Annotated in this window: 27 protein-coding genes, 1 pseudogene and 1 riboswitch; of the genes and pseudogenes, 13 read left to right on the top strand and 15 right to left on the bottom strand. The window is 73.3% G+C overall.

Translation table 11 applies throughout. From position 1 onward, the window contains the following. Window positions 1-62: 62 nt before the first annotated feature. The 11 genes and pseudogenes from ACZ7LE_RS22180 to ACZ7LE_RS22130 all read right to left on the bottom strand — a co-directional run bounded on the left by ACZ7LE_RS22180 (window position 63) and on the right by ACZ7LE_RS22130 (window position 9207). The gene (locus ACZ7LE_RS22180; RefSeq protein ID WP_470405411.1) at window positions 63-695 is read right to left on the bottom strand and encodes a hypothetical protein; all 633 of its coding nucleotides are present in this window, start codon (window positions 693-695) and stop codon (window positions 63-65) included. A 10-nt stretch (window positions 696-705) separates the two neighbouring features. Further along, window positions 706-1368, bottom strand: a complete 663-nt coding sequence (locus tag ACZ7LE_RS22175) for a LytR C-terminal domain-containing protein (RefSeq protein ID WP_377228133.1) — start codon at window positions 1366-1368, stop codon at window positions 706-708. A gap of 19 nt (window positions 1369-1387) precedes the next feature. After that, window positions 1388-1684: a type II toxin-antitoxin system VapB family antitoxin gene (locus ACZ7LE_RS22170; protein ID WP_285107916.1), complete on the bottom strand. Its 297-nt coding sequence runs from the start codon at window positions 1682-1684 to the stop codon at window positions 1388-1390. Window positions 1685-1832: 148 nt separating this feature from the next. Beyond that, a complete protein-coding gene (locus tag ACZ7LE_RS22165) occupies window positions 1833-3488 on the bottom strand; it encodes an ABC transporter permease (RefSeq protein ID WP_470405410.1) in 1656 nt (551 codons plus the stop codon). Beyond that, window positions 3485-4003, bottom strand: a complete 519-nt coding sequence (locus ACZ7LE_RS22160) for an ATP-binding protein DrrA1-3 family domain-containing protein (protein ID WP_470405724.1) — start codon at window positions 4001-4003, stop codon at window positions 3485-3487. The genes ACZ7LE_RS22165 and ACZ7LE_RS22160 overlap by 4 nt, the downstream gene beginning before the upstream one ends. Window positions 4004-4021: 18 nt before the next feature. Further along, window positions 4022-4381 (bottom strand): annotated as a pseudogene (locus ACZ7LE_RS22155) (ATP-binding cassette domain-containing protein); the annotation flags it as partial. 154 nt (window positions 4382-4535) lie between these two features. Beyond that, window positions 4536-5231, bottom strand: coding sequence for a TetR/AcrR family transcriptional regulator (locus tag ACZ7LE_RS22150; protein ID WP_470405409.1), 696 nt, complete (start codon window positions 5229-5231; stop codon window positions 4536-4538). A gap of 95 nt (window positions 5232-5326) precedes the next feature. Further along, window positions 5327-6589: a uracil-xanthine permease family protein gene (locus tag ACZ7LE_RS22145; RefSeq protein ID WP_470405408.1), complete on the bottom strand. Its 1263-nt coding sequence runs from the start codon at window positions 6587-6589 to the stop codon at window positions 5327-5329. A gap of 66 nt (window positions 6590-6655) precedes the next feature. Then, window positions 6656-7513: a poly(ethylene terephthalate) hydrolase family protein gene (locus ACZ7LE_RS22140; protein ID WP_470405407.1), complete on the bottom strand. Its 858-nt coding sequence runs from the start codon at window positions 7511-7513 to the stop codon at window positions 6656-6658. 126 nt (window positions 7514-7639) lie between these two features. Further along, window positions 7640-8569 carry an LLM class F420-dependent oxidoreductase gene (locus ACZ7LE_RS22135; protein ID WP_470405406.1) on the bottom strand — a complete coding sequence of 310 codons (930 nt, stop codon included), beginning with the start codon at window positions 8567-8569 and terminating at the stop codon, window positions 7640-7642. 20 nt (window positions 8570-8589) lie between these two features. Beyond that, window positions 8590-9207, bottom strand: a complete 618-nt coding sequence (locus tag ACZ7LE_RS22130) for a DsbA family protein (RefSeq protein ID WP_470405405.1) — start codon at window positions 9205-9207, stop codon at window positions 8590-8592. A 24-nt stretch (window positions 9208-9231) separates the two neighbouring features. Here ACZ7LE_RS22130 and ACZ7LE_RS22125 point away from each other — a divergent pair, with 24 nt between their 5' ends. The 8 genes from ACZ7LE_RS22125 to ACZ7LE_RS22090 all read left to right on the top strand — a co-directional run bounded on the left by ACZ7LE_RS22125 (window position 9232) and on the right by ACZ7LE_RS22090 (window position 16763). Continuing rightward, the gene (locus ACZ7LE_RS22125) at window positions 9232-9489 is read left to right on the top strand and encodes a hypothetical protein (RefSeq protein WP_470405404.1); all 258 of its coding nucleotides are present in this window, start codon (window positions 9232-9234) and stop codon (window positions 9487-9489) included. Between the two features lie 10 nt (window positions 9490-9499). Continuing rightward, complete coding sequence (locus tag ACZ7LE_RS22120; RefSeq protein ID WP_470405403.1) at window positions 9500-10249, top strand: TetR/AcrR family transcriptional regulator; 750 nt, start codon at window positions 9500-9502, stop codon at window positions 10247-10249. A 72-nt stretch (window positions 10250-10321) separates the two neighbouring features. Then, window positions 10322-10457: riboswitch (FMN riboswitch) on the top strand. Window positions 10458-10571: 114 nt separating this feature from the next. Then, window positions 10572-11258 carry a nicotinamide riboside transporter PnuC gene (gene pnuC / locus ACZ7LE_RS22115; RefSeq protein WP_470405402.1) on the top strand — a complete coding sequence of 229 codons (687 nt, stop codon included), beginning with the start codon at window positions 10572-10574 and terminating at the stop codon, window positions 11256-11258. A 31-nt stretch (window positions 11259-11289) separates the two neighbouring features. Next, window positions 11290-12441 carry a Gfo/Idh/MocA family protein gene (locus tag ACZ7LE_RS22110; protein ID WP_470405401.1) on the top strand — a complete coding sequence of 384 codons (1152 nt, stop codon included), beginning with the start codon at window positions 11290-11292 and terminating at the stop codon, window positions 12439-12441. 50 nt (window positions 12442-12491) lie between these two features. Further along, window positions 12492-13712 (top strand): acyl-CoA dehydrogenase family protein, encoded by a 1221-nt coding sequence (locus ACZ7LE_RS22105; protein WP_470405400.1) that lies wholly within the window; start codon window positions 12492-12494, stop codon window positions 13710-13712. An 86-nt stretch (window positions 13713-13798) separates the two neighbouring features. Then, a complete protein-coding gene (locus tag ACZ7LE_RS22100; RefSeq protein WP_470405399.1) occupies window positions 13799-15202 on the top strand; it encodes a sensor histidine kinase in 1404 nt (467 codons plus the stop codon). Continuing rightward, on the top strand, window positions 15190-15849 hold the full coding sequence (locus ACZ7LE_RS22095) for a LuxR C-terminal-related transcriptional regulator (RefSeq protein ID WP_470405398.1): 660 nt from the start codon (window positions 15190-15192) through the stop codon (window positions 15847-15849). The genes ACZ7LE_RS22100 and ACZ7LE_RS22095 overlap by 13 nt, the downstream gene beginning before the upstream one ends. Further along, window positions 15849-16763, top strand: coding sequence for a DUF4097 family beta strand repeat-containing protein (locus tag ACZ7LE_RS22090; protein WP_470405397.1), 915 nt, complete (start codon window positions 15849-15851; stop codon window positions 16761-16763). The genes ACZ7LE_RS22095 and ACZ7LE_RS22090 overlap by 1 nt, the downstream gene beginning before the upstream one ends. A 33-nt stretch (window positions 16764-16796) precedes the next feature. Here ACZ7LE_RS22090 and ACZ7LE_RS22085 read toward each other — a convergent pair whose 3' ends face one another. Continuing rightward, window positions 16797-18026 (bottom strand): Nramp family divalent metal transporter, encoded by a 1230-nt coding sequence (locus tag ACZ7LE_RS22085; RefSeq protein WP_470405396.1) that lies wholly within the window; start codon window positions 18024-18026, stop codon window positions 16797-16799. A gap of 101 nt (window positions 18027-18127) precedes the next feature. Here ACZ7LE_RS22085 and ACZ7LE_RS22080 point away from each other — a divergent pair, with 101 nt between their 5' ends. The 4 genes from ACZ7LE_RS22080 to ACZ7LE_RS22065 all read left to right on the top strand — a co-directional run bounded on the left by ACZ7LE_RS22080 (window position 18128) and on the right by ACZ7LE_RS22065 (window position 22915). Next, window positions 18128-19444 (top strand): glycosyltransferase 87 family protein, encoded by a 1317-nt coding sequence (locus ACZ7LE_RS22080; protein ID WP_470405395.1) that lies wholly within the window; start codon window positions 18128-18130, stop codon window positions 19442-19444. A gap of 199 nt (window positions 19445-19643) precedes the next feature. After that, window positions 19644-20750 (top strand): glycosyltransferase family 4 protein, encoded by a 1107-nt coding sequence (locus ACZ7LE_RS22075; RefSeq protein ID WP_470405394.1) that lies wholly within the window; start codon window positions 19644-19646, stop codon window positions 20748-20750. Between the two features lies 1 nt (window position 20751). Further along, a complete protein-coding gene (locus ACZ7LE_RS22070; RefSeq protein ID WP_470405393.1) occupies window positions 20752-21957 on the top strand; it encodes a glycosyltransferase in 1206 nt (401 codons plus the stop codon). 1 nt (window position 21958) lies between these two features. Beyond that, a complete protein-coding gene (locus ACZ7LE_RS22065) occupies window positions 21959-22915 on the top strand; it encodes an SGNH/GDSL hydrolase family protein (RefSeq protein ID WP_470405392.1) in 957 nt (318 codons plus the stop codon). Here the strand turns inward: ACZ7LE_RS22065 and ACZ7LE_RS22060 are convergent. Together ACZ7LE_RS22060 and ACZ7LE_RS22055 are read right to left on the bottom strand one after the other, a co-directional pair. Next, window positions 22860-23852 (bottom strand): NAD(P)-dependent oxidoreductase, encoded by a 993-nt coding sequence (locus ACZ7LE_RS22060; RefSeq protein WP_470405391.1) that lies wholly within the window; start codon window positions 23850-23852, stop codon window positions 22860-22862. The two genes, ACZ7LE_RS22065 and ACZ7LE_RS22060, sit on opposite strands and share 56 nt — an antisense overlap. Beyond that, window positions 23849-24739: an NAD(P)-dependent oxidoreductase gene (locus tag ACZ7LE_RS22055; RefSeq protein ID WP_470405390.1), complete on the bottom strand. Its 891-nt coding sequence runs from the start codon at window positions 24737-24739 to the stop codon at window positions 23849-23851. Before ACZ7LE_RS22055 ends, ACZ7LE_RS22060 begins: the two co-directional genes overlap by 4 nt. Window positions 24740-24863: 124 nt before the next feature. Between ACZ7LE_RS22055 and ACZ7LE_RS22050 the strand changes: the two genes are divergently transcribed. Then, window positions 24864-25244: a winged helix-turn-helix transcriptional regulator gene (locus tag ACZ7LE_RS22050; RefSeq protein ID WP_470405389.1), complete on the top strand. Its 381-nt coding sequence runs from the start codon at window positions 24864-24866 to the stop codon at window positions 25242-25244. Here ACZ7LE_RS22050 and ACZ7LE_RS22045 read toward each other — a convergent pair. Next, entirely contained in the window at window positions 25241-26131 is an 891-nt protein-coding gene (locus tag ACZ7LE_RS22045) for a helix-turn-helix transcriptional regulator (protein WP_470405388.1), read from the bottom strand. The genes ACZ7LE_RS22050 and ACZ7LE_RS22045 overlap by 4 nt on opposite strands. Window positions 26132-26234: the final 103 nt, after the last annotated feature.

The following is a 26234-nucleotide window of genomic DNA, read 5'->3' as shown; positions in this document are numbered from 1 at the left end:
TCGGTCCTTCGGTACGAGGTGGGTGGGAGGGCGTGCGGCGGCCCGCCTCCCGCCTGACTCCGTCAGGCCGCGAGGCGCATCGCCAGTGCCGACGACGGCGGCCCGCGCTCCGGCGCCACGTGCACGTCCACCCGGGCCGGCACCGGGCGGAGCAGCACCGGCACGGGAGCGCGGCGCACGGCCAGGAGCCGCAGGGGCTCCACCGCGAGCGGCCGGACCAGCCACGTCGCGAGCAGCCAGACGCCCCGCTCGACGCCCACGAGCAGGCCGACGGAGACGAGGGTCGCCGCTGCGTGCCACGCGAGCATCCCGGGGGCGATCGCCGCCGGCTCGGCGGCGCCGACGCACGCCCCGTACACCCCGGGGACGGCGCCGGCCAGGTGCGCGTGCGCCCCGGACGCGATCCCGCCGTCGGGCAGCGCGGACGGCGGGCAGGCGCCGGCGAGGAAGGAGAAGGCCTGGTGCGAGGCGTACTGGCCGAGGCCCGCCAGGGCGAGGCCGCCCGGCCAGCGGATCTGCCGCCGCACCGCGAACGCGGCGGCCGCGAGCAGCAGCGCGCCCAGCAGGGCGATCGCCTCGGCGGGCGGCACATGACCACCGGCCTCGAAGTGCGCGGTCAGGGACAGCGCGAGCACGACCGCCGCCCACAGGAGCGCGCGGCCGAGGCCCACTGCTCCCGAGGACGGCGTCAGCACGGCACAGACCCTACTTGGCGGGCTGGCCCTCGTCGCCGGTCTTGGTCCGCTTGACCTGCTCCACCGGCTCGATCGACTTCGCGGGAACGCAGCCCTCGGCGTTCAGCAGCGGCTGGTCGGACGCCAGCTCGACGTCCTCGACGTCGAGCGGTGCCTCGAACTCCTCGCCGATGAGCAGGTCGATCTTGCGGTCGGTGCGGTCGTCGAGGACCAGCCGGATCTCCGGGAACTGCGCGGCGAGCGTGTACGCCTGCACGATCCCCTTGCGCCCGAACCGGATCTCCGACTCCTGGAGCTGCATCGGCACGTTGCCCTTGGCCACGATGCTGAACCCGCGGTCCGCGAGCACCGACTCGTGCGCGCTGGCCAGGCCGATCTCCTCCGACGCGTTCAGCAGGCGCACCTCGACGTCCGAGTAGGCAGTCGGCAGGGCGCCGTCGGGCTGGCCCTTGATCGGGGGCAGGCACGGGACCGGGTAGGTCTCCTGCTCCCCCACACCGACCGTGGTGAACGGGCGGTTGAACGGCGAGCTGATGGCGCCGGAGTAGACCGCGAGCGCGAAGATGCCGCAGACCGCCAGGAACGCGATGAGCACACCGAAGACCACGGCCTGGCGCTCGTGCTCTCGGCGCCGGCGCTCCACGCGCGCCTGGTCGTACCCGGGGGATGTCACGCGACGAACCTACCTGAGGTCAGCGGATGGTGAGCACGCGAGCGTGCAGGACTGGACGTTGCTGGAGGGCGGCGCGCACGGCACGGTGCAGGCCGTCCTCCAGGTAGAGCGTGCCCTCGTACTCCACGACGTGGGCGAACAGGTCACCGTAGAACGTGGAGTCCTCCGCGAGGAGCTGGTCGAGGTCGAGGGTGCGCTTGGTGGTCACCAGCTCGTCGAGCCGCACCTGGCGTGGCGGCACGTCGACCCAGTCACGGGTCCGCGTCCGCCCGTGCTCGGGGTACGGGCGGCCGTCTCCTACGGCCTTGAAGATCATCGGTCCGTCCTCACTGGACTCGGCGGGGGCACGGTCCGGGAGCGGCTGTGCGAACCTGCCTGCTGACACCGGACGGCGTCCTGAACCCTACCGGAACGCGGATGCCGAGAACAGCCAGGCTTGCCCGGGGCAAGCGGCCCGACGACGGTCAGACGCGTGGTACGTCCCGTCGTCGGAACCCCGTGAACGCCAGCAGGAACAGCAGCGCGGCGACGCCGCCGAGGCCCCACAGGCGGGCCGCCTCGACGTCGGCGAGCGCGGGGTTGCCGACCCACCAGAACGGCGAGATCTTGCGGGCCCACTCCGGCAGGTCGAACAGGTCGGCGAACATGCCCACGAGGAAGACGTACCCGACCATCACCCAGGCCAGCCCCGTCGCGCGCGGCAGCCACGCGTAGAGCGCGGCCGCGAGGCCCACGAGCACGGCGAGCGCCGGGAGGTAGGCGAGGCCCAGCTCCAGGTAGTCCCCGAACGGGACCTCGTCGTACCCCGTCGACGCGGCCCCGGCCCACAGGGCGAGCGCACCGGTGACCTGGACCACGACCGTGCCCAGCAGCGCGACCACCAGCGTGGACGCGAGCCAGCGCCCGCGGGAGACCGGTGCGGCCAGCACGAGCTCGGTGCGGCCGGACTCCTCCTCGCCCTTGACCCGGAGCGTCGCCGCGATCCCGTAGGCCGCCGCCCCGGCGGCGATGTAGAGGCCGAAGATCCCGAGGAAGGTCCGGACCATGTCCTCGCCGCTGCCGAGCAGGGCGGCGTACATGGGGTTGCCCTCGACGGCGTCCAGCATGTTCGGCACCTCACGGATGATGGTGCCGGAGCCGAGCCACATCGCGCCCAGGCCGAGCGCCGTCCACATCAGGGCGCCGCGCTGCTGCACCCAGGCCAGCGGAGCCGGGCCGGTCAGCGTGGGCTCGGCGTCCGCTCGCCCCTTGCGCACGGCGACCAGGCCGGCGTCGAAGTCGCGGCGCGACCCCAGGAAGGCGGCCAGGACGAGGAGCAGGACGATCGCCGCGACGCACAGGCCGAGCGGCCACCACCGCAGGTCCACGAAGACCCGCGTCTGCTGCACCCAGGCGATCGGGGAGAGCCAGGACACCACGCTGCCGTGCTCCTCCTGGACGTCACCCAGCGCGCGCAGCAGGAACGCGGCGCCGAGCACCGCCAGCGACAGGCCGACGGCGCCCCTCCCGTGCTCGTACGCCTGCGCGGCGACGAGGGCCACCGCCCCGAAGACGAGCGCCCCGAGCGCGATGGCGAAGGTCATGGCGAACGACTGCGCGACGTCGAAGCCCTGCGCGGCGACCGCCGCCGCGCTCGTCAGCGCGATGATCACGTTCATGATCAGCACGAGGAGCAGGGCGGCCACCGACGGCGCGTGCCGGCCCACGACGCCGGCGCGCACGAGCTCGGACCGGCTGCTCTCCTCCTCGGATCGGGTGTGCCGCACGACCTGCAGGATGCTCATGACGGCCAGGGTGAGCACCACCCAGAGGATGAACTCGTTCGCCACGGCCGCGCCTGGCGTGTAGTCGCCGATGCCGTAGCCGGGACCGGTCATGGAGATCATCGCGGGCGACGAGACCAGCACGGAGCGGGCCTCGCTGGCGGCCGGGTCGTCGAGGAGCACGTACTCGCCGAGGCCGCCCGCGTAGAGCAACGTCACACCGAGGGTCCACCAGAGGATCCGCATCCGGTCCCGGCGGAGCATGAACCGCAGCAGCGTGCCGGTCCCCGTGAGCGTCGAACCGAACGCCGGGCGGGCCAGGACCGGGGCCGACGGCGTCGCGACGGCCGCGCTCATCGCGCACCCGCCTTCGCGGCGTCGGCCCCGGTACCGGTGGCGGCGTCGGCGTCGAGCACGTCGCCGTAGTGGCGCATGAACAGCTCCTCCAGCGACGGCGGGGTCGCGGTGAGGCTGCGCACGTCGAGCGCGGTGACGGCGGAGAGCACGGCGCCGATCTGCGCGTTGTCGGCGTCGAACGTGACGCGGGTGCCGCCGTCGGCCGGCGTGGTGACCGCGTCGTGGACCCCGGGCAGCGCCGTCACGCCGGACGGGTCGCCGCCCACCACGGCGGTCACGCTCGTGCGGGTGAGGTGGCGCAGCTCGTCCAGGGTGCCGGACTCCACGTCGGTGCCGTTGCGGATGATCGTCACGGTGTCGCACACCTTCTCGACCTCGGACAGGATGTGGCTGCTGAGCAGCACGGACCGGCCCGCCGCCTTCGCCTCGCGCACGTACTCCGTGAACACGGCCTCCATGAGGGGATCCAGGCCGGAGGTGGGCTCGTCGAGCACGTAGAGCTCGGCGTCGGTCAGGAAGGCCGCGACCAGGGCGACCTTCTGCCGGTTGCCCTTGGAGTAGGTGCGCGCCTTCTTGCGGGGGTCGAGCTCGAAGCGCTCCAGCAGCTCCGCCTTGCGGGCCCGCAGCCGCGCCCGGTCGGTGCGGCCGCTGAGGCGGGCGAGGTAGTCGATGCACTCCCCGCCGGTCAGGTTGGGCCACAGGCTGACGTCGCCGGGGACGTAGGTGATGCGCTTGTGCAGCTCGACGGCGTCCCGCCAGACGTCCCCGCCGAACAGCCGGGCGCTGCCGGAGTCCGCCCGCAGCAGGCCGAGCAGCACACGGATGGTGGTCGACTTGCCGGCGCCGTTGGGGCCGAGGAAGCCGCGGACCTCACCGGGACGGACGGTCAGGTTCAGGCCGTCGAGCGCCTTCACGGCGCCGAAGGACTTGTGCAGGTCGTGGATCTCGATCGCGGGTACGGCGCTCGATGTGGTGCTGGTCATGGCTGGTTCGCTCTCTGACGTCGGGATGGAGACGTGGCAGGGCGGCGCTCGACCGGCGGTCCGGTCAGCCTGAGGCAGGGGTGGGCGCCACCTCGTCGGACGGCGGCGGGTCGGGCACGTACAGGAGGTACTCGTCGAGCATGCGGCGAGACGTGAGGAAGCCCTCGGTGAACAGCTCCATCATGGGCAGGTAGCTGCTGGTGAGGTAGTTGCGGACGATGGTGACGAGGTCGGCCGGGTCCGCCGGCGGGCTGAGCGTCACCTCGAGCAGCAAGGCGCCGAGGGACGAGAGCGTGAGGTAGCGGGCGCGCGCGACGTCGTCCCGGCTGGGCCGGATGACGCCGGCGGCCACCCCCTCCCGCGTGTAGCCCACGGCGTCGGTGACCATGTGGTCGATGAACTCGCGGGCCAGCGGGCTGCCGTCCTGCATGGACCGCAGGATGTACCCGACCAGGGGCGCGTTCTCCTCGGCGGCCGCGAACCGCTGGAAGAAGCTCTGGCCGGACGCCACGATCTCGACGTTCTCCTGCTTGAGCCGGCGGATCGTGGCCAGCACCTGCGCGTCGCACTCGGCGCGGAGCTTGTCCTTCGAGCCGAAGTGGTGCATCACCAGGCCGGCGCTCACGCCGGCGTCGGCGGCGACGGCCCGGACGGGCGCGCCGAAACCGTCCACCGCGAACCGGTGGATCGCGGCGTCGCGGATCCGGGCCCGGGCGGTGAGGTCCTCGGGATCGGCCGGTCCGGAGCGGGCTGAACGCATGTTCAACATGCTAATCACGTGTTCAGCCCGCTGTCCATACCCGGGTCAGACGTACAGGTCACCCGAGTGACCTGTACGTCTGACACGTGGTGGGATCAGCCCTGGGCGGTGCCGCGCCAGCGGCCGATCGCGCGCATGACGTGGTAGATGACCAGGGCCGACGCGGTGCCCAGCGCGATGCCGCCGAACTGCAGGTCGCCGGCCGTCCACGTGAAGTTCGCGATGCCGATGATCAGCGGCACGGCCGCCGTCGTCAGGTTCACCGAGTCAGAGAAGTCGACCTTCGCCTGCACCCAGATCCGGGCGCCGAGGATGCCGATCATCCCGTAGAGCATGGTCGTGGCACCGCCGAGGACCCCGGCGGGGACGGTGGCGATCAGCGCCCCGAACTTCGGCGAGAGGCTGAGCACCAGGGCCCCGAACGCGGCCACCCAGTACGCCGCGGTGGAGTAGACGCGGGACGCGGCCATGACGCCGATGTTCTCCGCGTACGTGGTGGTGCCCGAGCCGCCGCCGAGGCCGGCGAGGGTGGTCGCGAGGCCGTCGGCGAACAGGGCGCGGCCGGTGAGCTTGTCGTAGTCGCGGCCGGTCATCGCGGCCACGGACTTCACGTGGCCCACGTTCTCCGCGATCAGCACCAGGACCACCGGGAGGAACAGGCCGAGCACGCCCGGGTCGAACGAGGGCGCGACGAAGTGCGGCAGGCCCAGCCAGTCGGCCTTCCTGACGTCCGTGAAGTCGATCTCGCCGCGCGTCGCGGCGAACACGTACCCGATCGCGACGCCCAGCAGGATGGCCAGCCGGCCGACGAGGCCCCGGAACAGCACCTGGATCAGGATGATCGATGCGAGCGTGACGACGGCGGTGAGCGGTGCGGCCTGGAAGTTGGTCCACGCGGCCGGCGCCAGGTTGAGGCCGATCAGCGCCACGATCACACCGGTGACCACGGGCGGCATGGCGACCTGGATCCAGCGCGGCCCCGCGAAGTGCACCACCGCGCCGACGAGCGCCAGGAGCAGGCCGGTGGCCAGGATGCCGCCGAGGGCCACCGACTGCCCGCCCGATGCCGTCGCCGCGGTGATGGGCGCGATGAACGCGAAGCTCGACCCCAGGTAGCTCGGCAGTCTGTTGCCCGTGATGAGCAGGAAGACGACGGTGCCGATCGCCGAGAAGAACAGCGTCGTCGCCGGGTCGAACTTGGTGAGGATGGGCACCAGGAAGGTGGCGCCGAACATGGCGACGATGTGCTGCAGGCCGATCCCGACCGTGCGTGGCCAGCTCAGCCGCTCGTGCGGGGCGACCACCTCTCCGGGGGTGATGCGTGCGCCGTCACCGTGCAGCGTCCAGCCGAGTCGCATGCTTCTGTCCTTGATCTCGCAACGGGAATGTCGCGCGGATCCTATAGGCCAACGGGCACGGCCGGGTCAGCACGTGCCGCGGTACTCGCTGATCTGCTCGTCCGGCTGGGGCGCGGGGCACAGGAACCGGGCATAGCGCTCGTCGTCGTCCACGTAAAGCTTGAGCCACGAGATGCTGTACCGGGCGATGGTCGTGTCGGGAAAGTTGGGCGCGTCGTGCGCCGCGCCGCGCAGCTCCAGGTAGGCCTTGTCGCCACCGGCCGGGAGCGACTCGTACATCGGCTCGGCGTGCAGGCGCACCCGGGCGACCGTGTCCCGCTCGGCCCCGATCACCAGGGTGGGCGCGCTGACCTCGGGAAACGTCTTGTCCACGTTCCACGGTGTGAGCGGCACGACTGCCCGCAGCGCGGGCCGGTCCTTCGCCGCCTCCAGGCTGCCGCCGCCGCCCATCGAGTGGCCCATCACGGCGAGCCGCGCGGGGTCGATCCGGTCCGCCACCGCGGTGGCCCGCAGCTGGTCCAGCGCGGCGAGGAGCTGGTCGCCGCGGCTGGCGGGCGAGTCGCCGCCGGTGAACGTGTCGATCGTCACGACGACGAAGCCCTGCGAGGCCAGCCGCGGACCGAGCCACGCGATGCCCGCCTGGGTACCCGTGTAGCCCGGCGCGACGGCGACCGCGCCGAACGTGCCCTCCGAGGTGTCGGTCGGGTAGTAGACGGTGCCGCCGCCGAACCCGACGGCGGCCGCCCGGGAGATGACGGCGACGCCGACGTCGAACGCACCCAGCGGCGCCTCGATGCTCGCCTCGGTCGGGTCCGGCCCCCGCCGGAAACCGTCGTCGGCGGAGGCGGCCGGACCGACCAGGGCCCCGGCTGCGAGCGCCGTGGCGGCCAGGGAAGCACGGGCAGCACGAGAAAGGCTCTGCATGACTTCTCCCGGGTGTGTCGCGGAGCGGCTGAGACGACCCTAGGGAACATTCACCGCGACGGCCCGCTGAAGCGGACGGGCCGCCCCGCGGTGGCGGGGCGGCCCGGGAATCCGGCGGGAGCGGCGTCAGCCCAGCTGCGGACGCACCTCGCGCGCGACCAGGTCGAGGTGGTCGAGGTCCGCCAGGTCGAGCACCTGCAGGTAGACCCGCTGGACGCCCTCGGCCTCCAGGGCCTTGAGGCGGTCCACGGCCTCGGCGACCGTGCCGGCGATGCCGTGCTCGCGCAGCTCGCCGGGCTCGCGCCCGATCGCGGCGGCGCGGCGGGTGAACTCCGCCTCGTCCTGGCCGATCGCGGTCACCAGCGCCACCGACTGGATGATCGAGCCGGGGTCGCGCCCGGCGTCGGACAGCGCCTTCTCGACCACCTTGATCCGCGGGCCGATCGCGTCGATCTCCGGGAAGGACTGGTTGTACTCGTCGCCGTACCGCGCGGCCAGGGCGGGCGTGCGGCGCGGGCCGCCGCCGCCGACGAGCACGGGAATCTTCGCCTGCGCGGGCTTGGGGAGCGCGGGCGAGTCGGTGATCTGGTAGTGCTCACCGGAGAACGAGAACGTCTCGCCCACGGGCGTGCCCCACAGCCCGGTGACGACGGCGAGCTGCTCCTCCAGGATGCCGAACCGCTTCTCGGGGAACGGGATGCCGTAGGCGGTGTGCTCGGCGGCGAACCAGCCGGTGCCGAGGCCCAGCTCGACGCGGCCGCCGGACATCTGGTCCACCTGCGCCACCTGGATGGCCAGCACGCCGGGGTGCCGGAACGTCGCCGAGGAGACGAGCGTGCCGAGCCGCACCGTGGACGTCTCGCGGGCGAGGCCGGCGAGCGTGATCCAGGAGTCGGTGGGGCCGGGCAGGCCGTCGCGGTCGCCCATGGCGAGGTAGTGGTCGGAACGGAAGAACGCGCTGAACCCGAGCCGCTCGGTCGCCTGGGCGACGGCGAGCTGGTCGTCGTACGTGGCGCCCTGCTGGGGCTCGGTGAAGATACGCAGGTCGAGAGTCATGTTTCCTCTGGGGCCGTCGGTCAGTCGAACTGGGGGTCGGTGGTGCGCGACCGCTTGATCTCGTAGAAGTACGGGTATCGCGCCAGCGCCACGGAGGCGTCGAACAGCGCGCCCGCCTCCTCGCCGCGCGGGATGCGCGTGAGCACCGGGCCGAAGAACGCAACGCCGTCGACGTGGATGGTCGGTGTGCCGACGTCGTCCCCGACCGGCTTCATGCCGGCCTCGTGGGAGGCCGCGAGCTCCTCGTCGTAGTTCTCCGAGGTGGCGGCCTCCGCGAGCTCAGCGGGCAGGCCGGCCTCGGCGAGCGCCGCGACGGCCACGTCGTCGAAGGCCTTGTCCTGCTGGTTGTGGATGCGCGTGCCGGCGGCGGTGTAGAAGGCGGAGAACGCCTCGGGACCGTGGTCGGTCTGCACGGCCGCCGCGATGCGGCCGATGCCGCGGGAGCGCTCGATGCGCGCCCGGTAGTCGTCGGGGATGTCCCGGTCCTTGTTGAGCAGGTAGAGGCTCATCAGCTTGAAGGTGAGCTCGACGTCGCGGATCTGGGCCACCTCGAGGGCCCAGCGCGACGTGATCCAGGCGAAGGGGCACATGGGGTCGACGTAGACGTCGACGACGGGACGGGCTGCGGTCTCGGTCACGCGCAGCAGACTACGCTCAACCGCGTGACCGGGATCCGATGGGGAAGCCTCGCCACCGTCGTCGTCGGCGGGGTGATCTTTCTGGTGTGCCTGGTGAGTGTGGTCCTCGGTCACCCGTGGTCCGCGGTACCCGGTGTTCTCGGCCTGCTGACGGCCGTGCGCGAGGTGCGCTACCTGCGCAGACTGCAGTCAGGGAAGATCTCCGGCAAACGGGAAAATTCGCATCATGAACCGCATTCCTCGCTCAAAGACTCTTCACGGCGCCCGGGGGGCACGCGGTAGCCTGCCTGGCATGACCGCCGTCCGTACCCACACGCACGCGCAGGCAGTCGACGCTGCGGTGGACCTGTTCACCCGACAGGGGTACGAGGGAACCACCGTCGAGGAGATCGCCGACGCCGCGAAGGTGAGCCGCGCGACGTTCTTCCGCCGGTTCCGCTCGAAGGAGGACGTGGTCTTCGCGGACCACGAGCTGCTGCTCGAGGAGGTGGTGGTCATGCTGGCCGCGACCCGTCCCGACGCGCGGGCGAGCGAGGAGGCCGGCCACGACCTGGGGCGCGGCTGGGACCCCGACGTCGACCCGTACCTCGAGGTGTGCCGCGCGGCGCGCATGGTGTTCGACCACCACGTGGGCCAGCGCGAGACCTCGCTGGCCCGGTACGCGCTGCTGCAGCAGGTCCCGGCCCTGCGCGACCGCGAGCTCGTCACCACGCACCGCTACGAGCGGGCGTTCACGCACTACCTGCGCGACACCCTGCCGCCCGAGCGCTCCGCCTCCACGGCGTCGATCGCGTTCGCGGCCTCGGTGGTCGCGGTGCACAACGCGATCCTGCGGCGCTGGCTGCGCACGCCGTCGCTGGAGCTGCGGCCCGAGCTGGAGGAAGCCTTCGCCGACCTGCGGCGCGCCGCCGTGCTCGGCACCGCCGCCAGCCCCCTGGCGGACGACGGCACCCCGGTCACCCGCCGCGTCGTCGTCACCGTCGTCGAGGGGGTGGCCGGGCCCGACGAGGTGGCCCGCGCCGTCCGGGACGCGCTCGTCTGACACGGGTGGGTGCCGGCGGGAATGCCGCCGTGGCATCCTGTGTTCCGTTAGACATCGTGCAGCAGCAGTTGCACACGTGCTCCGGGGTCGGTGAAATTCCGAGCCGGCGGTGATAGTCCGCGACCCGGGTGCTCCTTCGGGAGAACCCGGTTGACCTGGTGAGATTCCAGGACCGACGGTGAAAGTCCGGATGGGAGGAAGCACGTGCGGCGCGCGCCGTCGACCCCTCGGGGTCCCGGCACCGTGTCGTCGTCGGCGCCCTCGTGGCGCGCCGGCCCTCACCCCGGAGTCCCGTGTGCGGACTTCGGAAGAGGGAAGAGACATGGACTGGTTCCGCGCCGCCTACGACGCGACGTTCCTGGTCGGCGACCAGCAGATCTACTGGCGCGAGGTCATCGGCAACCTGTTCGGCCTGGCCTCCGCACTGGGCGGCCTGCGCCGCAAGGTGTGGGCGTGGCCGGTGGGCATCGTCGGCAACATCCTGCTCTTCACCGTCTTCATGGGCTCCTGGTTCGGCGAGACGGGCCGGGCGGACATGCTCGGCCAGGCCGCCCGCCAGATCATGTTCATCGCGGTCTCGATCTACGGCTGGTACCGCTGGCGGCAGACCCAGCGGGCGGGCGGCGCCGGCACGGTCGCGGTGCACCCCCGCTGGGCCTCGTGGCGGGTCCGCATCGGCCTCGTGACCGGGATGCTCGCCGGCACCCTGCTCCTGACCCCCCTGTTCCGCGCCCTCGGCTCCTACGAGCCGGTCTGGGCCGACGCCTGGATCTTCACGGGCTCGGTGCTCGCCACCTACGGCATGGCCAAGGGCTGGGTCGAGTTCTGGCTGATCTGGGTGGCCGTCGACCTCGTGGGCGTGCCGCTGCTCTTCTCGGCCGGGTACTGGGCCACCGCGCTGATGTACGTGATCTACGGGGCGTTCACGCTGTTCGGCTTCTTCGCGTGGTGGCGCATCAGCCGCCGGGAGAACGCCGGCCCGGACCGCACGGCGGTCGCGACGGCCTGACCGCCCGGCCGGTCGCGTACCGTCGGCGCTCGTGAACGCACAGGAGCGCACGGCCAGGATCGGGATCGTCGGCTCGGGCTTTCGCGCCCGCACCATGCTGCGGGTGCTGCACGCCCTGCCGGACCGCTTCGCGGTGGCCGGGGTGGCCACCCGCAACGCGGCGGACCGCGAGGCGCTGGCCGCGCGCGGCCTGCCGGCCGCCGGGCTGCCGGGACTCCCCGCCCCGGTCTTCGCCTCGGTGCGGGAGCTGCTCGACGGCGGCGCCCCGGACCTCGTGCTGCTGACGCTCCCCGCGGGCGCGGCCCAGCCGGTGATCCGCGACCTGGCCGCCGCCGGCGTCCCCGTGCTCACGGAGACGCCGGCGGCCGGCACGGTCGAGGAGCTGGCCGCGCTGCAGCGGCTCGTGGACGACGGCGCCTGCGTGCACGTGGCCGAGCAGTACCACCTGGAGCCGCTGATCGAGACGCAGCTCACGGTCGCGGCGTCCGGCCTGCTCGGCGCCGTGACCGACGCGCACGTCGCCGTGGCGCACGACTACCACGGCATCAGCGTGCTGCGCCGCGCCCTGGGCGCCGGCTTCGAGGACGTCGAGATCACCGCCCGGCGCGACGCCCGCCGGGTGCTGCCGAGCCCCAGCCGGGCGGCCGACTCCGACGACCTCGCCCTGGTCGACACGGTGCACGCGACGGCGTGGCTCGACTTCGGCGACCGGCTCGGCACCTACGAGTTCGACGACGTCCAGTACCGCTCCTGGGTGCGTTCCCCGGCGCTGCTGGTGCGCGGGGAGCGGGGCGAGCTGCGCGACGACGTCGTGCGCCGCGTCGGAGCCGACGGGCTGCCCCGCCGCTCCGCGCTGGAGCGCGTGGCCGCGGGCGGGGCCGGCAGCCACGAGGGTCTGTTTCTGCGCGGGTACACGCTCGACGGCGAGTGGCTGTACCGCAACGCGTTCCGCCCGGCCCGCCTGCCCGACGACGAGCTGTCGATCGCGCGCATCGTGGCCGACATGGCCGACCACGTGCTGCACGGGGCGGCGGCGCCGTACTCCGTGGCCGAGGCGGCGCAGGACCAGTACCTCCAGCTCGAGGTGCGGCGTGCCGCGGCGTCGGGCGAACGGGTGCGCACCCGGCCGCAGCCGTGGGCGCACGGGCGCGCCTGCCGCCATGCCGAGAGCCCGATCGGGTGAGACGTAGTATCGCTTGACCTGAGATCCGGTACCGGCGCACCATGGGAGGCATGACTCAGACCCCAGGGGTGACGGCGCCCGCCTACGACGTCTCGCAACCGCTCGACATCGACTTCGCCGGCGTGTTCGCCGACATCACGGCGGAGGAGCGGGCCCAGCAGCTCGCCGTCCGCCAGTTCGTGCAGGACGAGGTGCTGCCCGTCATCGACGGCTACTGGGAGCGGTACGAGGTACCGATGGACCTGGTCAAGCGCATGGCCGAGCTGGACTTCCTGCGCGACGGCGTGGACGTGCCCGGCTTCCCGAAGATCTCCAAGATGGCGGAGGGCCTGTCCGCGATGGAGATGTCGCGCGGCGACGGCTCCGTGACCACCATCTGCGGCGTGCAGGGCGGTCTCGCGCTGCGCTCGATCGTGATGCTCGGCTCCGACGAGCAGATCGAGAAGTACGCCGGCCCGATGGCCCGCGGCGAGATCCTGGGCGCCTTCGCGCTCACCGAGCCCACGCACGGCTCGGACTCCGTGGGTCTGGAGACCTCCGCCGTCAAGGAGACGCGCGACGGCGTCGAGGGCTACGTGATCAACGGCGAGAAGAAGTGGATCGGCTTCGGCTCGATCGGCGACATCTCCGTGGTGTGGGCCCGTGGCGAGGACGGCCAGGTCCACGGCTACATCGTCCCCCAGGACACCCCCGGCTACGAGGCCACGACCATCCAGGGCAAGCTCTCCCTGCGCGCCATCCACCAGGCGCACATCGTGCTGAACGACGTGTTCGTGCCGGCCGACAGCCTGCTGCCGAAGTCCCGGTCGTTCAAGGACACCGGCCGCGTGCTGTTCGCCACCCGGCTCGGCGTCGCCTGGGGCGCCGTCGGGCAGGCCATCGCCTGCTACGAGACCGCCGTGGCGTACTCCAAGCAGCGCGTGCAGTTCGGCCGTCCGCTCGCCGCGAGCCAGATGGTGCAGGAGCGCCTCACGAAGATGCTGTCGATCCTCACGCAGATGCAGCTCCTGGTGAAGCAGATGACGCGGCTCGACGAGGCCGAGCAGCTCACCGGGCCGCAGGCCTCGCTCGCCAAGTACACCTGCACGCGCGGCGCCCGCGAGATCGCATCGATCGCCCGCGACCTGCTGGGCGGCAACGGGATCCTGCTGGAGAACCGCGTGGCCCGGCACTTCGCCGACATCGAGGCCCTGCACACCTACGAGGGCACCGAGAGCATGCAGGCCCTCATCATCGGGCGCGAGATCACGGGCACCAGCGCCTTCGCCTGAGCCGCGCGGAGGTAGGGAAAACCCCACCCGCACCCGGTGGGGTCACTCAATGTGCCGGGGGCGCCGGCCCGCCTAGTGTCGTGTCCATGACCAGCGATGACGGCCCGACGCCGGCGCCCCCGCCCCGCACCCTCGCGGACCAGGTAGCCCCCGCGCTGACCTCGGGCGCGGGATTCCTCCGGGGCCCGTACGACCCCGCGACCCGGCGCGCCGTCGCCGCGCTCGCCGTGGGCTGGATCTGGCACCTGACGGCCGGCCTGACCCTCTGGATCCTCGTCCTGGTCTCGGCCGGGCTCGTCCCCGCGCTGGGCATCGGGGTGCCGATGCTCGCCTTCTGGCTCGTCGTCGCCCGGCGGTTCGGCACGGCCGAGCGTGCCCGCGTCGCCCGCCAGACCGGCGTCCGGGTCCCCGCCCCGCAGCCGGCGCCCGCGCCGGCCCACCCCACGTTCTGGTCCCGGCTGTGGGCGCCCGTCCGCGACGACCGCGCCTGGGCCGCCACGCTCCACGCCTTTCTCGGGATGCTCACGACCTGCGTGTTCTTCTCGGTCACGACCGCCCTGGCGGCCGCGGCGGTCGCCGCCGTCGTGTTCACCCTGGTGGGCCAGGACAGCGCGCTCGCACAGTGGTCCGGCCTGCCCTGGCCCGCGACGGTCGCCGGCGCCCTCGGCGGCGCCGTCGTGCTCGTCTGGGCGGCGGCCGCGCTCGCGCAGTACGGGTCGTACCTCATGGTGCGCCTGTCCACGGTGCTGCTCGGCCCGTCCGCGGCCGAGGTGGCCCACGCCCGGGCCGCCGCCGCCGAGCGGGAGACGCGCGTGGCCGAGGCCGCCGCGCACACCGCCCGCGAGCGCGCCGTGGTGCTCACCGAGTCCCGCACCGCGGCGGTGTCCGCCGCCGACACCGAGCGCCGCCGCATCGAGCGCGACCTGCACGACGGCGCCCAGCAGCGCCTGGTCGCCCTCGGCGTCGAGCTCGGCGTGGCCCGCCGCCTGGCCGACAAGGACCCCGAGCACGCCGTCGCCGCCCTGGAGCTCGCACACCGCGAGATCAAGGAGACCCTCGCCGAGCTGCGCGACCTGGTGCGCGGCATCCACCCCGCCGTCCTCTCCGACCGCGGGCTCGACGCGGCCCTGTCCGCGCTCGCGGGCCGCAGCCCGGTCCCGGTGCGCGTGGAGGTCACGGGCGACCTCTCGCCCGCGAGCGCGGCCGCGCAGGCCGCGGCGTACTTCGTGGTCGCGGAGGCCCTGACCAACGTGGCCAAGCACGCGAGCGCGGACATGGTCCTGGTGCACGCGAGTCTCGTGCCCGACGACCACCCGGTGCGCCTGCGCGTCGCGGTGTCGGACGACGGCCGCGGCGGCGCCGGGCTCTCGCCCGGCAGCGGGCTCGCCGGCCTGCGTGGCCGGGTCGCGGCCCTGGACGGCACCTTCGAGCTCGACAGCCCGCCCGGCGCGGGAACCCGCCTGACCGTGGAGGTCCCGTGCGCATCGTGATCGCGGAGGACTCCGTCCTCCTCCTGGACGGCCTCACCCGCCTGCTCGCGGCGGAGGGGCACGAGGTGTCCGGGTACGGCACGGCGGACCAGCTGGTCCTGGCGCTGTCGCGACCGGACGCCGAGCTGCCCGACCTGCTCGTCACCGACGTCCGCATGCCGCCGTCGCACACCGACGAGGGGCTGCGCGCGGCCGTGCACCTGCGCAGCCTGCACCCGGACCTGCCGGTGCTCGTGCTGTCGCAGTACGTGGAGCAGAGCTACGCGAGCGAGCTGTTCGCGCGCGGCGCGCGCGGCCTGGGCTACGTGCTCAAGGACCGCGTGGCCGACGTCGACGAGTTCCTCGACGCGGTAGCCCGGGTGTCCGGGGGCGGCACCGTCGTGGACCCCGAGGTGGTCACGCAGATCATCGCCCGCCATCCCGGCTCCGACCTCGACGTCCTGACCCGCCGCGAGCGCGAGGTGCTCGCGCTCATGGCCGAGGGACGCTCCAACGCCGCCATCGCGGACCGCCTCGTCGTGGGGCTGGCCGCGGTGGAGAAGCACGTCACCAACATCCTGACCAAGCTCGGCCTCCCGCCGGCCGCCGACGACCACCGCCGGGTGCTCGCCGTGCTGCGCTGGCTCGACCAGAACGGATCCCGCTGATGACCCAGCCCGCTCCCGACAGCTACCCCCAGGACGCCGGGTACGCGCCCGGCCCTCCGCAGCGCGGCGCGACCGCCCGCGTGCTGACCACGCTGGGCGTGGTGCTCGGTGTCGTCGTCGTCGGCTTCGGGGCGCTGTTCCTCGTCGACCTGATGATGTCCGAGACCACCACGACCAAGCACACCTACGGCGCCGTGGGGACCGTCGAGCTGGTGGCCGACGGCGACGTGACCGTCACCGCGGCCGACGGCGACATCGCGGTGGACGCCGTCGCGCACAGCGGCGTGCGGGAGCCGCGGTACGCGGCGGACGAGTCCGCGAACCGGTTGGAGATCACGCACCGCTGCGGGTGGTCCGTCATCTTCTCCCGCTGCTCCGGGGAGCTCGACGTGACCCTGCCCGCCGACACGGCGGTGGTGATCCGCACCGAGAACGGCGACGTCGTCGCGAGCGGCGTGGCCGGCGACATGTCCGTCCGGACGAGCAACGGCCGGGTCGAGGCCGCCGACCTCGGTGGCCCGCTGTCGGCCCGGTCCAGCAACGGCGACATCACGGTCGCGAACGCGGGCGCCGACGTGGAGGTCTCCACCTCCAACGGCGAGATCTCCGTGGGGGACGTGGACGGCACGGTCACCGGCGACACCAGCAACGGCCGGATCACCGTCGAGTCGGTGACGGGCGACGCCTCGGCGACGACCAGCAACGGGTCGGTGGAGATCTCGGCCGTGGCCGGGAACGTCTACGCGGAGACCAGCAACGGCCGGATCACGGTGCACGGCGACGGCGAGCCGGTCGCCCTGACGATGCAGACCTCGAACGGCGACGAGATCGTCGAGGGACCAGTGGACCCGGACGCCACCCGCACCGTCGAGATGCGCAGCTCGAACGGCGACGTCGCCTACCTGGACGAGTAGGCGGGCCGCCGCCGGGCAGCGTGGCCGAAGCGCTCAGCCGGTGAACGTGAGCCAGAGCAGGGTGACGTTCAGCGCCACGATCACGCCCGCGACCACCCAGGCCAGCACCTGGGTGGTCACGGCGTTCCGGTGCTCGCCCAGCAACTCGCGGTCCCGGGTGAGCCGCACGAGCGGGATCATCGCGAAGGGGATGCCGAAGCTCAGCACCACCTGGCTCACGACCAGGAGCCAGGTGGGCGAGATCCCGGTCATGAGCAGCACGATCGCGGGCAGCAGCGTGACCACGCGCCGGGTCAGCAGCGACACGCGGATCTTCAGCAGGCCGGACATGATCTCCGCCCCCGCGTACGCCCCGACGGACGTCGACGCCAGGCCCGAGGCGAGCAGCCCGACGGCGAACAGCACGCCCACGACCGGCCCGAGCGTGCCGGCGATGGCGGCGTGCGCACCCTCGATGGTGTCGGTCCCCTCCCGGCCCGCGAGGTTCGCGGCCGCGAGCAGCAGCATCGCGATGTTCACGCTCCCCGCCAGGATCAGGGCCAGCACCACGTCCACGCGCGTGGCGCGCAGGATGCGCGGCACCGACGTCGACGGCGCGTGCAGGTGGTCGCGGGCCAGCGACGAGTGCAGATAGATCGCGTGCGGCATCACCGTGGCGCCGAGCATCGAGGCGGCCAGGAGAACGGAGTCCGCGCCCTCCAGCCGGGGCACGAGGCCGGCCAGCATGGCGGCCGGGTCCGGCGGGGAGAAGAACAGCCCGGCGCAGAAACCGACCGTGAGCACCGCGAGCATCGAGGTGACGACCCCCTCGAACGCCCGCTGCCCGCGGCGCTGCTGCACGCCCAGCACCAGCAGGGACACCACTCCGGTGATGACGCCGCCCAGCACGAGCGGCACACCGAACAGCAGGTTGAGCGCGATCGCGCCGCCGATCACCTCGGCGAGGTCGGTCGCCGCGGCGACGACCTCCGCCTGCACCCAGTACGCGAGGCGCGCCGGGCGGGGCAGCCGCTCCCCCAGCACCTCGGGCAGCGACCGGCCCGTGACGACGCCGAGCTTGGCCGACAGGTACTGCACCAGCACCGCCATCGCGTTGGCCGCCACGAGCACCCAGACGAGCAGGTACCCGAACCGCGCGCCCGCGGTGAGGTTCGCGGCCACGTTGCCGGGATCCACGTAGGCGATGGCCGCCACGAAGGCGGGTCCGAGCAGGACGAAGAGGCGGGCGCGGCCGGTCCGTGGCTGCGCGGCGGTGCGAGTCATCTGGGCTCCAGAAAGTTCGGGTATCCGAACTCTAACTCGCGAATGTCCGAACTTGTACCCGTCCGGGCCGATCGCCGACGCGATCCTCGATCAGTGCAAAGATGTGGCCCGTGCCGAGCCCGTCAGACCTGTCGACATCGCCCAAGGCCGTGGGCCAGGACGTCCTGCGGTCCGCCATCCGCGTGCTCTCGTCCTGGCCGGCCCTGTGGGTCGCGTTCGCCCTCGCCCACGCCTGGATCATCTTTCAGACCTGGGTCTTCGGGGGGCAGATCCTCGGCGACGTGAACCTGTACGAGTGGTGGGTCCGCAACGGCATGAACACCGGCTCGTGGCCCGTGTTCACCTACGCCTGGGTCTACCCGCTCGGCGCCCTGGGTCCGATGACGCTCCCCGCGCTGTTCACCGACTCCACGGTCGCCTACGACTGGGTGTGGATGGGCATGGTCACCGCCGCCAACGCCGGTGCCGTCGCCCTGCTCGGCCGGGCCAAGCCCCACGGCCGCGCCGCCGTCTGGTTCTGGCTCTTCTTCCTCGTCATGCTCGGGCCCATCTGGATCGGGCGCCTCGACGGCCTGCTGGCGCCGATCATCCTCGTGGCGCTCCTGATCGCCGTGAAGCGCCCGGCCGTCGCGATGGCCCTGGCCACCGTGGGCGCCTGGATCAAAATCGCCCCGGGTGCCGTGGCCCTGGCGCTGGCCGCCACGGCCAGGGACGCCAAGGCCTTCCTGCGCAACGTGGTGCTGCCGGGCGCGGCGGTGTCCGCCGTCGTCATCGGCATCGCCTTCGCGGGCGGCGGTCAGGACAACGTGCTGGACGTGTTCGGCGAGCAGGGCGACCGGCAGCTCCAGGTCGAGGCCGTCGCCGCCACGCCGTTCACGGTGGCCCGGATCTGGGACTCCTCGATCCAGGTCGAGTACGACGACGTCATCTTCACGTACGAGGTGCTCGGCGACGGCGCCGACACCGTCGCGCAGGCGCTCGACGTGGCCCTCCCGCTCGCCGCGGTCCTGATCGCGGCCCTGATCTGGTGGGCGGCCCGGCGCCGGCCCGAGCGGGTCGGGGACATCCTGCTGGTCGGCGCGGCCGCCGAGCTGCTCGCGCTGATCGTCTTCAACAAGGTGGGCTCGCCGCAGTTCATCGCGTGGATCGGTCCGCCCGTCGCGGCCGCGATCGCGCTCGGCAGCCGCAGCCAGGGCACCCGGCGCACGTGGTTCGTGCCCGCCGTCGGCACCCTGATCGTCGCCCGGCTGACCATGGAGATCTACCCGCTGCGGTACGGCGAGTTCCTCGGCGGGTGGGCCTTCGCGACGAGCGTCGGCGCCCTGCGCAACGCGCTGCTGGTGGCCCTGCTCGTCGGCGCGCTGGTCCGGCTGTCCCAGCTCGCCTTTGCCCGCAAGGTGCCGACCAGAACGAGTTGAGGGTCACTTCAGGGGTGTTCCCCATGCCAGGGGCCTGGTGGCTCCGCTACGGTCAGGATTGTGACATCGTGTGTAGCGGTTACCGTCTCGACGCCACCCGTTCCCCGACTCGCCGCACGGAGGACTTCGTCCGGACATCGACGACCGGCAGGTTCGTAGCGTGCGAGTAGCCATCGTTGCGGAGAGTTTCCTCCCGCAGGTGAACGGAGTCACCAACTCCGTCCTGCGGGTCCTCGAGCACCTTCACGAGCGGGGGGACCAGGCCATGGTCCTCGCGCCCGACGCCGACGCGTCGATCGGTCACGTCCCGCCCTTCGTGAGCGGTGCCCCCGTGGTCGAGCTCGGCTCCATCGGCTTCCCCGGGTATCCGGACGTGCGCCTGGTCGTGGGCAAGAAGTGGCGCACCGAGCGCACACTGGCCACGTTCGCGCCCGACGTCGTCCACCTGGCCTCCCCCTTCATCCTCGGCTGGCGCGGCATCCTCGCCGCCGAGCGGCTGGGCCTGCCGAGCGTCGCCGTCTACCAGACCGAGGTGCCCGGCTACGCGGCGCGGTACGGCCTGGGCCACTTCGAGCCGCTGCTCTGGAAGCGGGTCAAGGACATCCACGAGCGCGCGACGATGACGCTCGCGCCGTCGACCGCGACCATGCGCCAGCTCGAGAACCACGGCATCCCCAACCTACGCCTGTGGGGCCGCGGCGTGGACACGCGCGCGTTCCACCCGCAGTTCCGGGACGAGGCCTGGCGCCGCCGGGTCGGCGCCGGGCGCGAGATCCTCGTGGGCTACGTGGGCCGCCTGGCCGCCGAGAAGCAGGTCGAGGCGCTGCGCGTGGTGCAGGACCTGCCGAACGTGCGCCTCGTGATCGTCGGCGACGGGCCCGAGCGGGACGAGCTGCGGCACGTCCTGCCGGCCGCCCACTTCACCGGGCTGCTGCGCGGGGCCGAGCTGTCGCGGGCGATGGCGAGCCTCGACGTGTTCGTGCACCCGGGCGAGCTGGAGACCTTCGGCCAGACGCTGCAGGAGGCGCACGCCAGCGGCGTCCCCGTCGTCGCGCCCGCCGCGGGCGGCCCGCTGGACATCGTCCGGCACTCCCACGACGGCTGGCTGTACCCTCCAGGTGACCACGAGGCGCTCCGCGCCCGCGTCGTCGACCTGGTGGGCGACGAGCGCAAGCGGCGGGCCTTCGGGACCGCGGCGCGCGAGCGCGCCGAGGGCCGCACGTGGCACGACATCTGCTCCGAGCTCATGGGGCACTACGACGACGCGATCCGGGTGCACGCGAGAGCCGGCTCAGCGGAGGTATAACTTGCGAATCGTCCACGTCGCGAACTTCTACAGCCCTCGTTCCGGGGGCATCCGAACTGCGATGCACGCCATGGCCGAGCAGTACCTCTCCCGGGGGCACGAACCCGTGCTCGTCGTGCCGGCCAGACGGGACGGAGTGACGCACGTGGACGGGGTACGGGTGGTCAGCCTGGCGGCGCCACGCGTGCCGTTCTCCGGCGGGTACCGCGCCGTGGTGCGGCCCGGCAAGATGCGAGGGCTGCTGGAGACGCTGGCGCCGGACCGCCTCGAGGTGAGCGACCGCACCACCCTCGCCGGCCTGGGCGACTGGGCCCGTGAGGCCGGCATCCCGTCGCTGATGATGCTGCACGAGCGGGTCGACGGCGTGCTGCGGTCCTGGCTCCCCGGCGGCGCCGAGGGCGGCTGGGCGGCCGACTTCGGCGCGGCGGCGACGCCTGCACTGGCCGACCGCTACAACCTCGCCACGCTCACCCGGTTCGACCGGCTCGTGGCCACCACCCACTTCGCCGCGGGCGAGGTGGAGCGCCTCGCCGAGCGCGTGCGGGGCACCAGGCTGCCGCCGCTGTACCGCGTGCCCCTCGGCGTCGACCTGGAACGCTTCCGGCCCGACCGGTACTCGGCAGAGGCCCGCGCCGAGTACGCGCCGCCCGGCACCGCGCTCGTCGTGCTCGCGAGCCGCCAGTCCACGGAGAAGCGGCCCGACCTCGCGATCGACGCCGCCGCTCAGCTCGTGCGCGACGGACGCCCCGTGCGGCTCGTCGTGGCCGGCTCCGGACCGCTCCTGCAGAAGATGCGGCGCCGGGCCGAGGCCGCCGGGCTCCCCCACCGGTTCCTCTCGTTCATCCCCGACCGCGACCGGCTCGCAACCCTGCTGGCCTGCGCCGACGCGGTCATCGCCCCGGGGCCTATCGAGACGTTCGGCCTCGCGGCGCTGGAGGCCCTGGCCTCAGGCACGCCCGTGGTCTGCAGCTCGTCGAGCGCGCTCCCCGAGGTGGTCGGCACTGCCGGGGCCGCCGCGCCGCCGGAGGCGTCGGCGCTCGCCCTCGCGCTGCACGAGGTGCTCGACCGCGACGTGGAGGTGCGGCGCAAGGAGGCCCGCGCCCGCGCCGAGCTCTTCCCCTGGAGCGCCACCGGCGACGCGATGATCGACCTGCACTCACGCAAGGCCTTCGACCTGGCGGACGCCGGCACCGGAGGGCGACGGTGAGATGACGGCGCCGGCGGGACGCGAGAGCTGCTTCCGACTGGTCGCGCTCGGTGACTCGATCACCGCGGGCGTGGGTGACACCGTCGGCCCGGACGCCGTTCACGGCCCCGGCTGGGCCGCACACCTCGCCGCCGTGCTCGGCGTGGCGGAGTTCTCGAACCTCGCCACCAACGGCGCCCGCTCCCGCGACGTCGCGGACACCCAGCTCGACGCCGCGCTCGCGCTCCGCCCCCGGCTCGCCACCGTGCTGGTGGGCGGGAACGACGTGCTGCGCAGCGACTTCGACGCCCGGTTCACGCTGGCCGACCTCCACCGCTGCGTCGGCGAGCTGCGCCGGGCCGGGACCGACGTCGTGCTCGTGCGGCTCCCCGTGATCGGTCTCTTCGAGCTCACGCCCCGGCTGGTCCGCCACGTGATGCGGCGCCGGGTCGCCGCGATCAACGCGGCGGTCGACGAGGTGGCCGGATCGGCCGCCCCGGCGAGATCGGTCGGTGGCACCGAGATCGGTCCGTCAACCGACCGGTCTCAGAGCGACCGACCGAACTCATACCCGATCCGGCTCGGCCGGGTGGTCGTGGTCGACGCCGCCGCGGCGATCGCCCCGGCCGGTGCCAAGGCCTGGCACATCGACCGGGTGCACCCCTCGCCCGCCGGGCACCGGCGGCTGGCGCTCGGCGTCGCGACCGCCCTGGCCGACGTCGATCCGGCCTACGCGGCGGCCGCCCGCGCCGCCCGGCTGCCCGCGGCACCCGACCCGCCGTCGGCACGCCAGCGTCTGGTCTGGCTCCTGCGGGCCGGGCTGCCGTGGTGCGTGCGCCGGGGCCGGGACTTCCTCCCGGGCCTGCTCCGCTCCGTGGTGCACGACCTGCGGTCCGAGCGGGCGTTCGAGCCCGGGAGCATGGTCACGAGCCTCGCCGACTCGGGCCTGGATCCTCGCCGGAGGATCGGCCGGGGCTGACCGGCCGCATGGCGTCGATGATGCGCGTCCAGTTGTCGCCGCCGTGACCGTGGTCGCGGGCCCAGGTGTAGTACGCCCGGACCGCGGCGGGCAGGCCGGTGTCGACCCCCGCGGCCTCGCTCGCGGCCACGATGTGGTCGGCGGTCGCGCCCATCATCGTCACGGTGCTCAGGTGCCCCGGGTGCTCGCCGGCCTCGAGCTCCGCGGCCGGGTTCCCGCCCACCTCCAGCATCTCCGCCGTGCCCGACAGGGTCTGCACGAGCTCGGGCAGGGCCGCCGTCGGCCGCACGCCCGCGGTCTCCAGCAGCGCCGTGGCGTGCATGAGCGCCGCGAGCGAGGTGAGGAACACGTCGAGGTTGGCCTGGTACATGAGCTGCGCCAGCCCGGGGTCCGCCCCGAGGTAGCGCGGCGTGCCGATCGTGCTCAGCGCCGCCCGATGAGCCTCCAGCAGCTCGGCCGGGCCGCTGTAGTAGACGTACGCCGCCTCCGTGCCCACCATCGGCGCGGGGTTCATCACGCCGCCGGTCAGGAACCGGGCGCCGTGCTCCGCCGCCCAGGCGGCGGCCTCGCGGGACCGGTCGGGCGAGTCAGAGCTGAGGTTCACGAGCGTGCGGCCCGCGAGCGCCGGCGGCGCCGCCGCCGTCGCCGCCGCCGTCGCCGTCGCCGTCGCCGTCGCCGTCGCCGTCGCCGTCGCCGTCGCCGTCGGGCCGAGGATGTCGTACATGGCCTGGTAGTCGGTCAGGCTGAGGAGCACCAGGTCGCTCGCGGCCACGGCGTCGGCGGGCGTGGCCGCGAGGCGCGCACCCGCGGCGACGACGTCGGCCGCACGGCTCGGCGTCCGGTTCCAGACGGTGACGGGGTGGCCCGCGGCGAGCAGCGAGCGGACCATCGCCTGGCCCATGGGGCCCAGGCCGATGAGAGTGACGGGGGCGCTCATCGCACGACCTCCGTCCGGCCCGCCCGGAGGCTCTCGTAGAGGCGTGCGAAGCCCTCGGCGCCGTGGCCGGCCGCGATCTGGCGGCTGATGAGCTCCTGGACGGCGGCGACGGGTGCGGGGTCGACGCCCTGCTCCTCGCTGGCGCGCACGATGTGGCTCAGGTCGGAGAAGTCCAGGCTCTGCTGACCGGGGACGGTGTAGTCGCCGCCGTCGACCACCGCGGCGTCGTGGGCGAAGCCGGCCGTCATCGCGCTGAGGAACGGCGTGGCGCGGGCCGCGAACTCGGTCGCACTCACACCCACGGAGCCGACCATGGCGGCCCCGTGCAGGAAGCCCGCGAACATCGTGTACATGCCCGACAGCATGGCGAGGTCGTACAGGGAGGCCAGACCGCTGTCGGCGCCGTCGTACGTGCTGGTCGCCCAGCGGTCGAGCACGGACTTGGCGGCGTCGAACACCTCTGCGGAGCCGCTGTACAGGATCGACGCCTCGGTGGTGCCGATCATCGGCGGGGTGGCCATGATCGCGCCGTCGAGGTGGTCGACGCCGTGCCGCGCCGCCCAGTCGGCGAGCTCGCGGGCCTCGTTCGGGGTGGTGGTCGTGAGGTTGATCAGCGTGCCGCCCCGCATCGTGCCGATGACGGGGTCGAGCGTCTGGTGCACCGAGGCGTGGTCGAGCAGGCAGGCCACGACCAGCCGGTGCGCGGTCACCGCGCCGGCGATGTCTGACGGCGCCGTGGCCCCGCGGGCGACCAGGTCGGCGGCACGGGCGGGGGTGCGGTTCCAGATGGCGGTGGGATGGCCGGCGTCGAGCAGCGCGGCGGCCAGGGCGCTGCCCATCGCGCCCAGTCCGAGCACCGTGACGCCGGTGCTCTCGGGGGTGGTCATGGTTCGTCTCCTCAGGTCGGTGGGGACCTGACCATGCTCACCGGGCGACGTACCATCACGGAAGTACCCACTATTTACTGGGGTACTTACCTTTTGGTACGTACGTCGACCCGAGGAGCGCACGATGGCGAAGGCACCCCGCAACGGCCCCTACATCTGCGGCATCGATGCCGCGCTCGACGTGGTGAGCGGCAAGTGGAAGGGGCTGATCCTCTGGGAGCTCGACGAGCACGGTGTGCGCCGGTTCGCCGAGCTGCGGCGTGGGCTCCCGGGCGTGAGCGAGAAGGTGCTGACCCAGCACCTGCGCGAGATGGAGGCGGACGGCCTGGTGACCCGGCGGGTGCACGCCGCGGTACCGCCCCGCGTCGAGTACTCGCTGACGGAGCACGGCCGGACGCTCAACGCGGCGCTCGCGCCGCTCGGGGCCTGGGGTGTGGACCGGCTCCGGCGGGAGCGGTCGGAGCTGGTCGAGCACCGCGACGCGGCGGCGCTGCCGCGGCCCTAGCAGGTCTGCGCCGGGCCCGGCCGCGCAGGTGATGCCGGGGTCGCGTCCATCCCGGCGAGCGAGGCGAGCAGCCGGAGCTGGTCGTCGGCGGAACCGGGCTGCGGCGTGAACACGATCATGACGGGGCCCGGGCTGCCGGGCAGCGGGTACGCGTCCCACTCCATCGCGATGTCGCCGACCCTCGGGTGGTGGATCAGCTTGGCGCCGTGCACGCTCTCGCGCACCTCGTGCCGCGCCCACAGGCGGCGGAACTCCGCGCTGCGGATGCTGAGCTCGCCCACCACGGCGACGGCGCGCGGATGGTCCGGGTCGGCGGCGACGGCGGTGCGCAGCATGCCGATGTAGTCGAGGGCCGTCGTCTCCCAGTCCGCGCAACGCAGCCGGTTCCCGTCCTCGTCGAACAGGGCGGTCAGGAAGTTGCGGCGCTCCGGCGGATAGTCCGCCGGGTCGCCGAGCAGTTCGGCGGCGAGGTCGTTCCACGCGAGGACGTCGAGGTGGCGGCCGAGCACCACGGCCGGCACCCCCAGGTGGCGCAGCAGGCGCTCCGTACTCTCGGGCACCCGCTCGGGCCGACGCCGGACGGGCGGCGCGGGCTGCCGGGTGGCCCGCGCCAGCATGAGCATGTGGCGCCGCTCGATCTCGTCGAGCTCCAGGGCGTCCGCGAGCGAGTCAAGCACGGCGTCGGACGGGCGCACGTTCCGGCCCTGCTCCAGCCGCTGGTAGTAGTCGGTGCTGAGCCCGGCGAGCATCGCGACCTCCTCGCGCCGCAGCCCGTCGACCTTGCGCCGCGGGCCGGGCTCCAGCCCCAGGTCCTCCGGCGTGGTGCGCCCGCGCCGGGACCGCAGGAAGTCGCCGAGCTCGCGCGCGTACGTCTGTTCCGCCGTCATGCTTCCCAGTGTGCGCCCGCGTCGCCCGGCCAGGGTGGTCCTGCCAGACCGAGGGAGGCGAGGACGCGTGGGGCGCGGCCGGCGCGATCTAACGTCGCCGACC

The organism is Promicromonospora sp. NPDC110617, from assembly GCF_055598465.1.
This window is presented reverse-complemented; position numbering and strand designations above follow the sequence as displayed.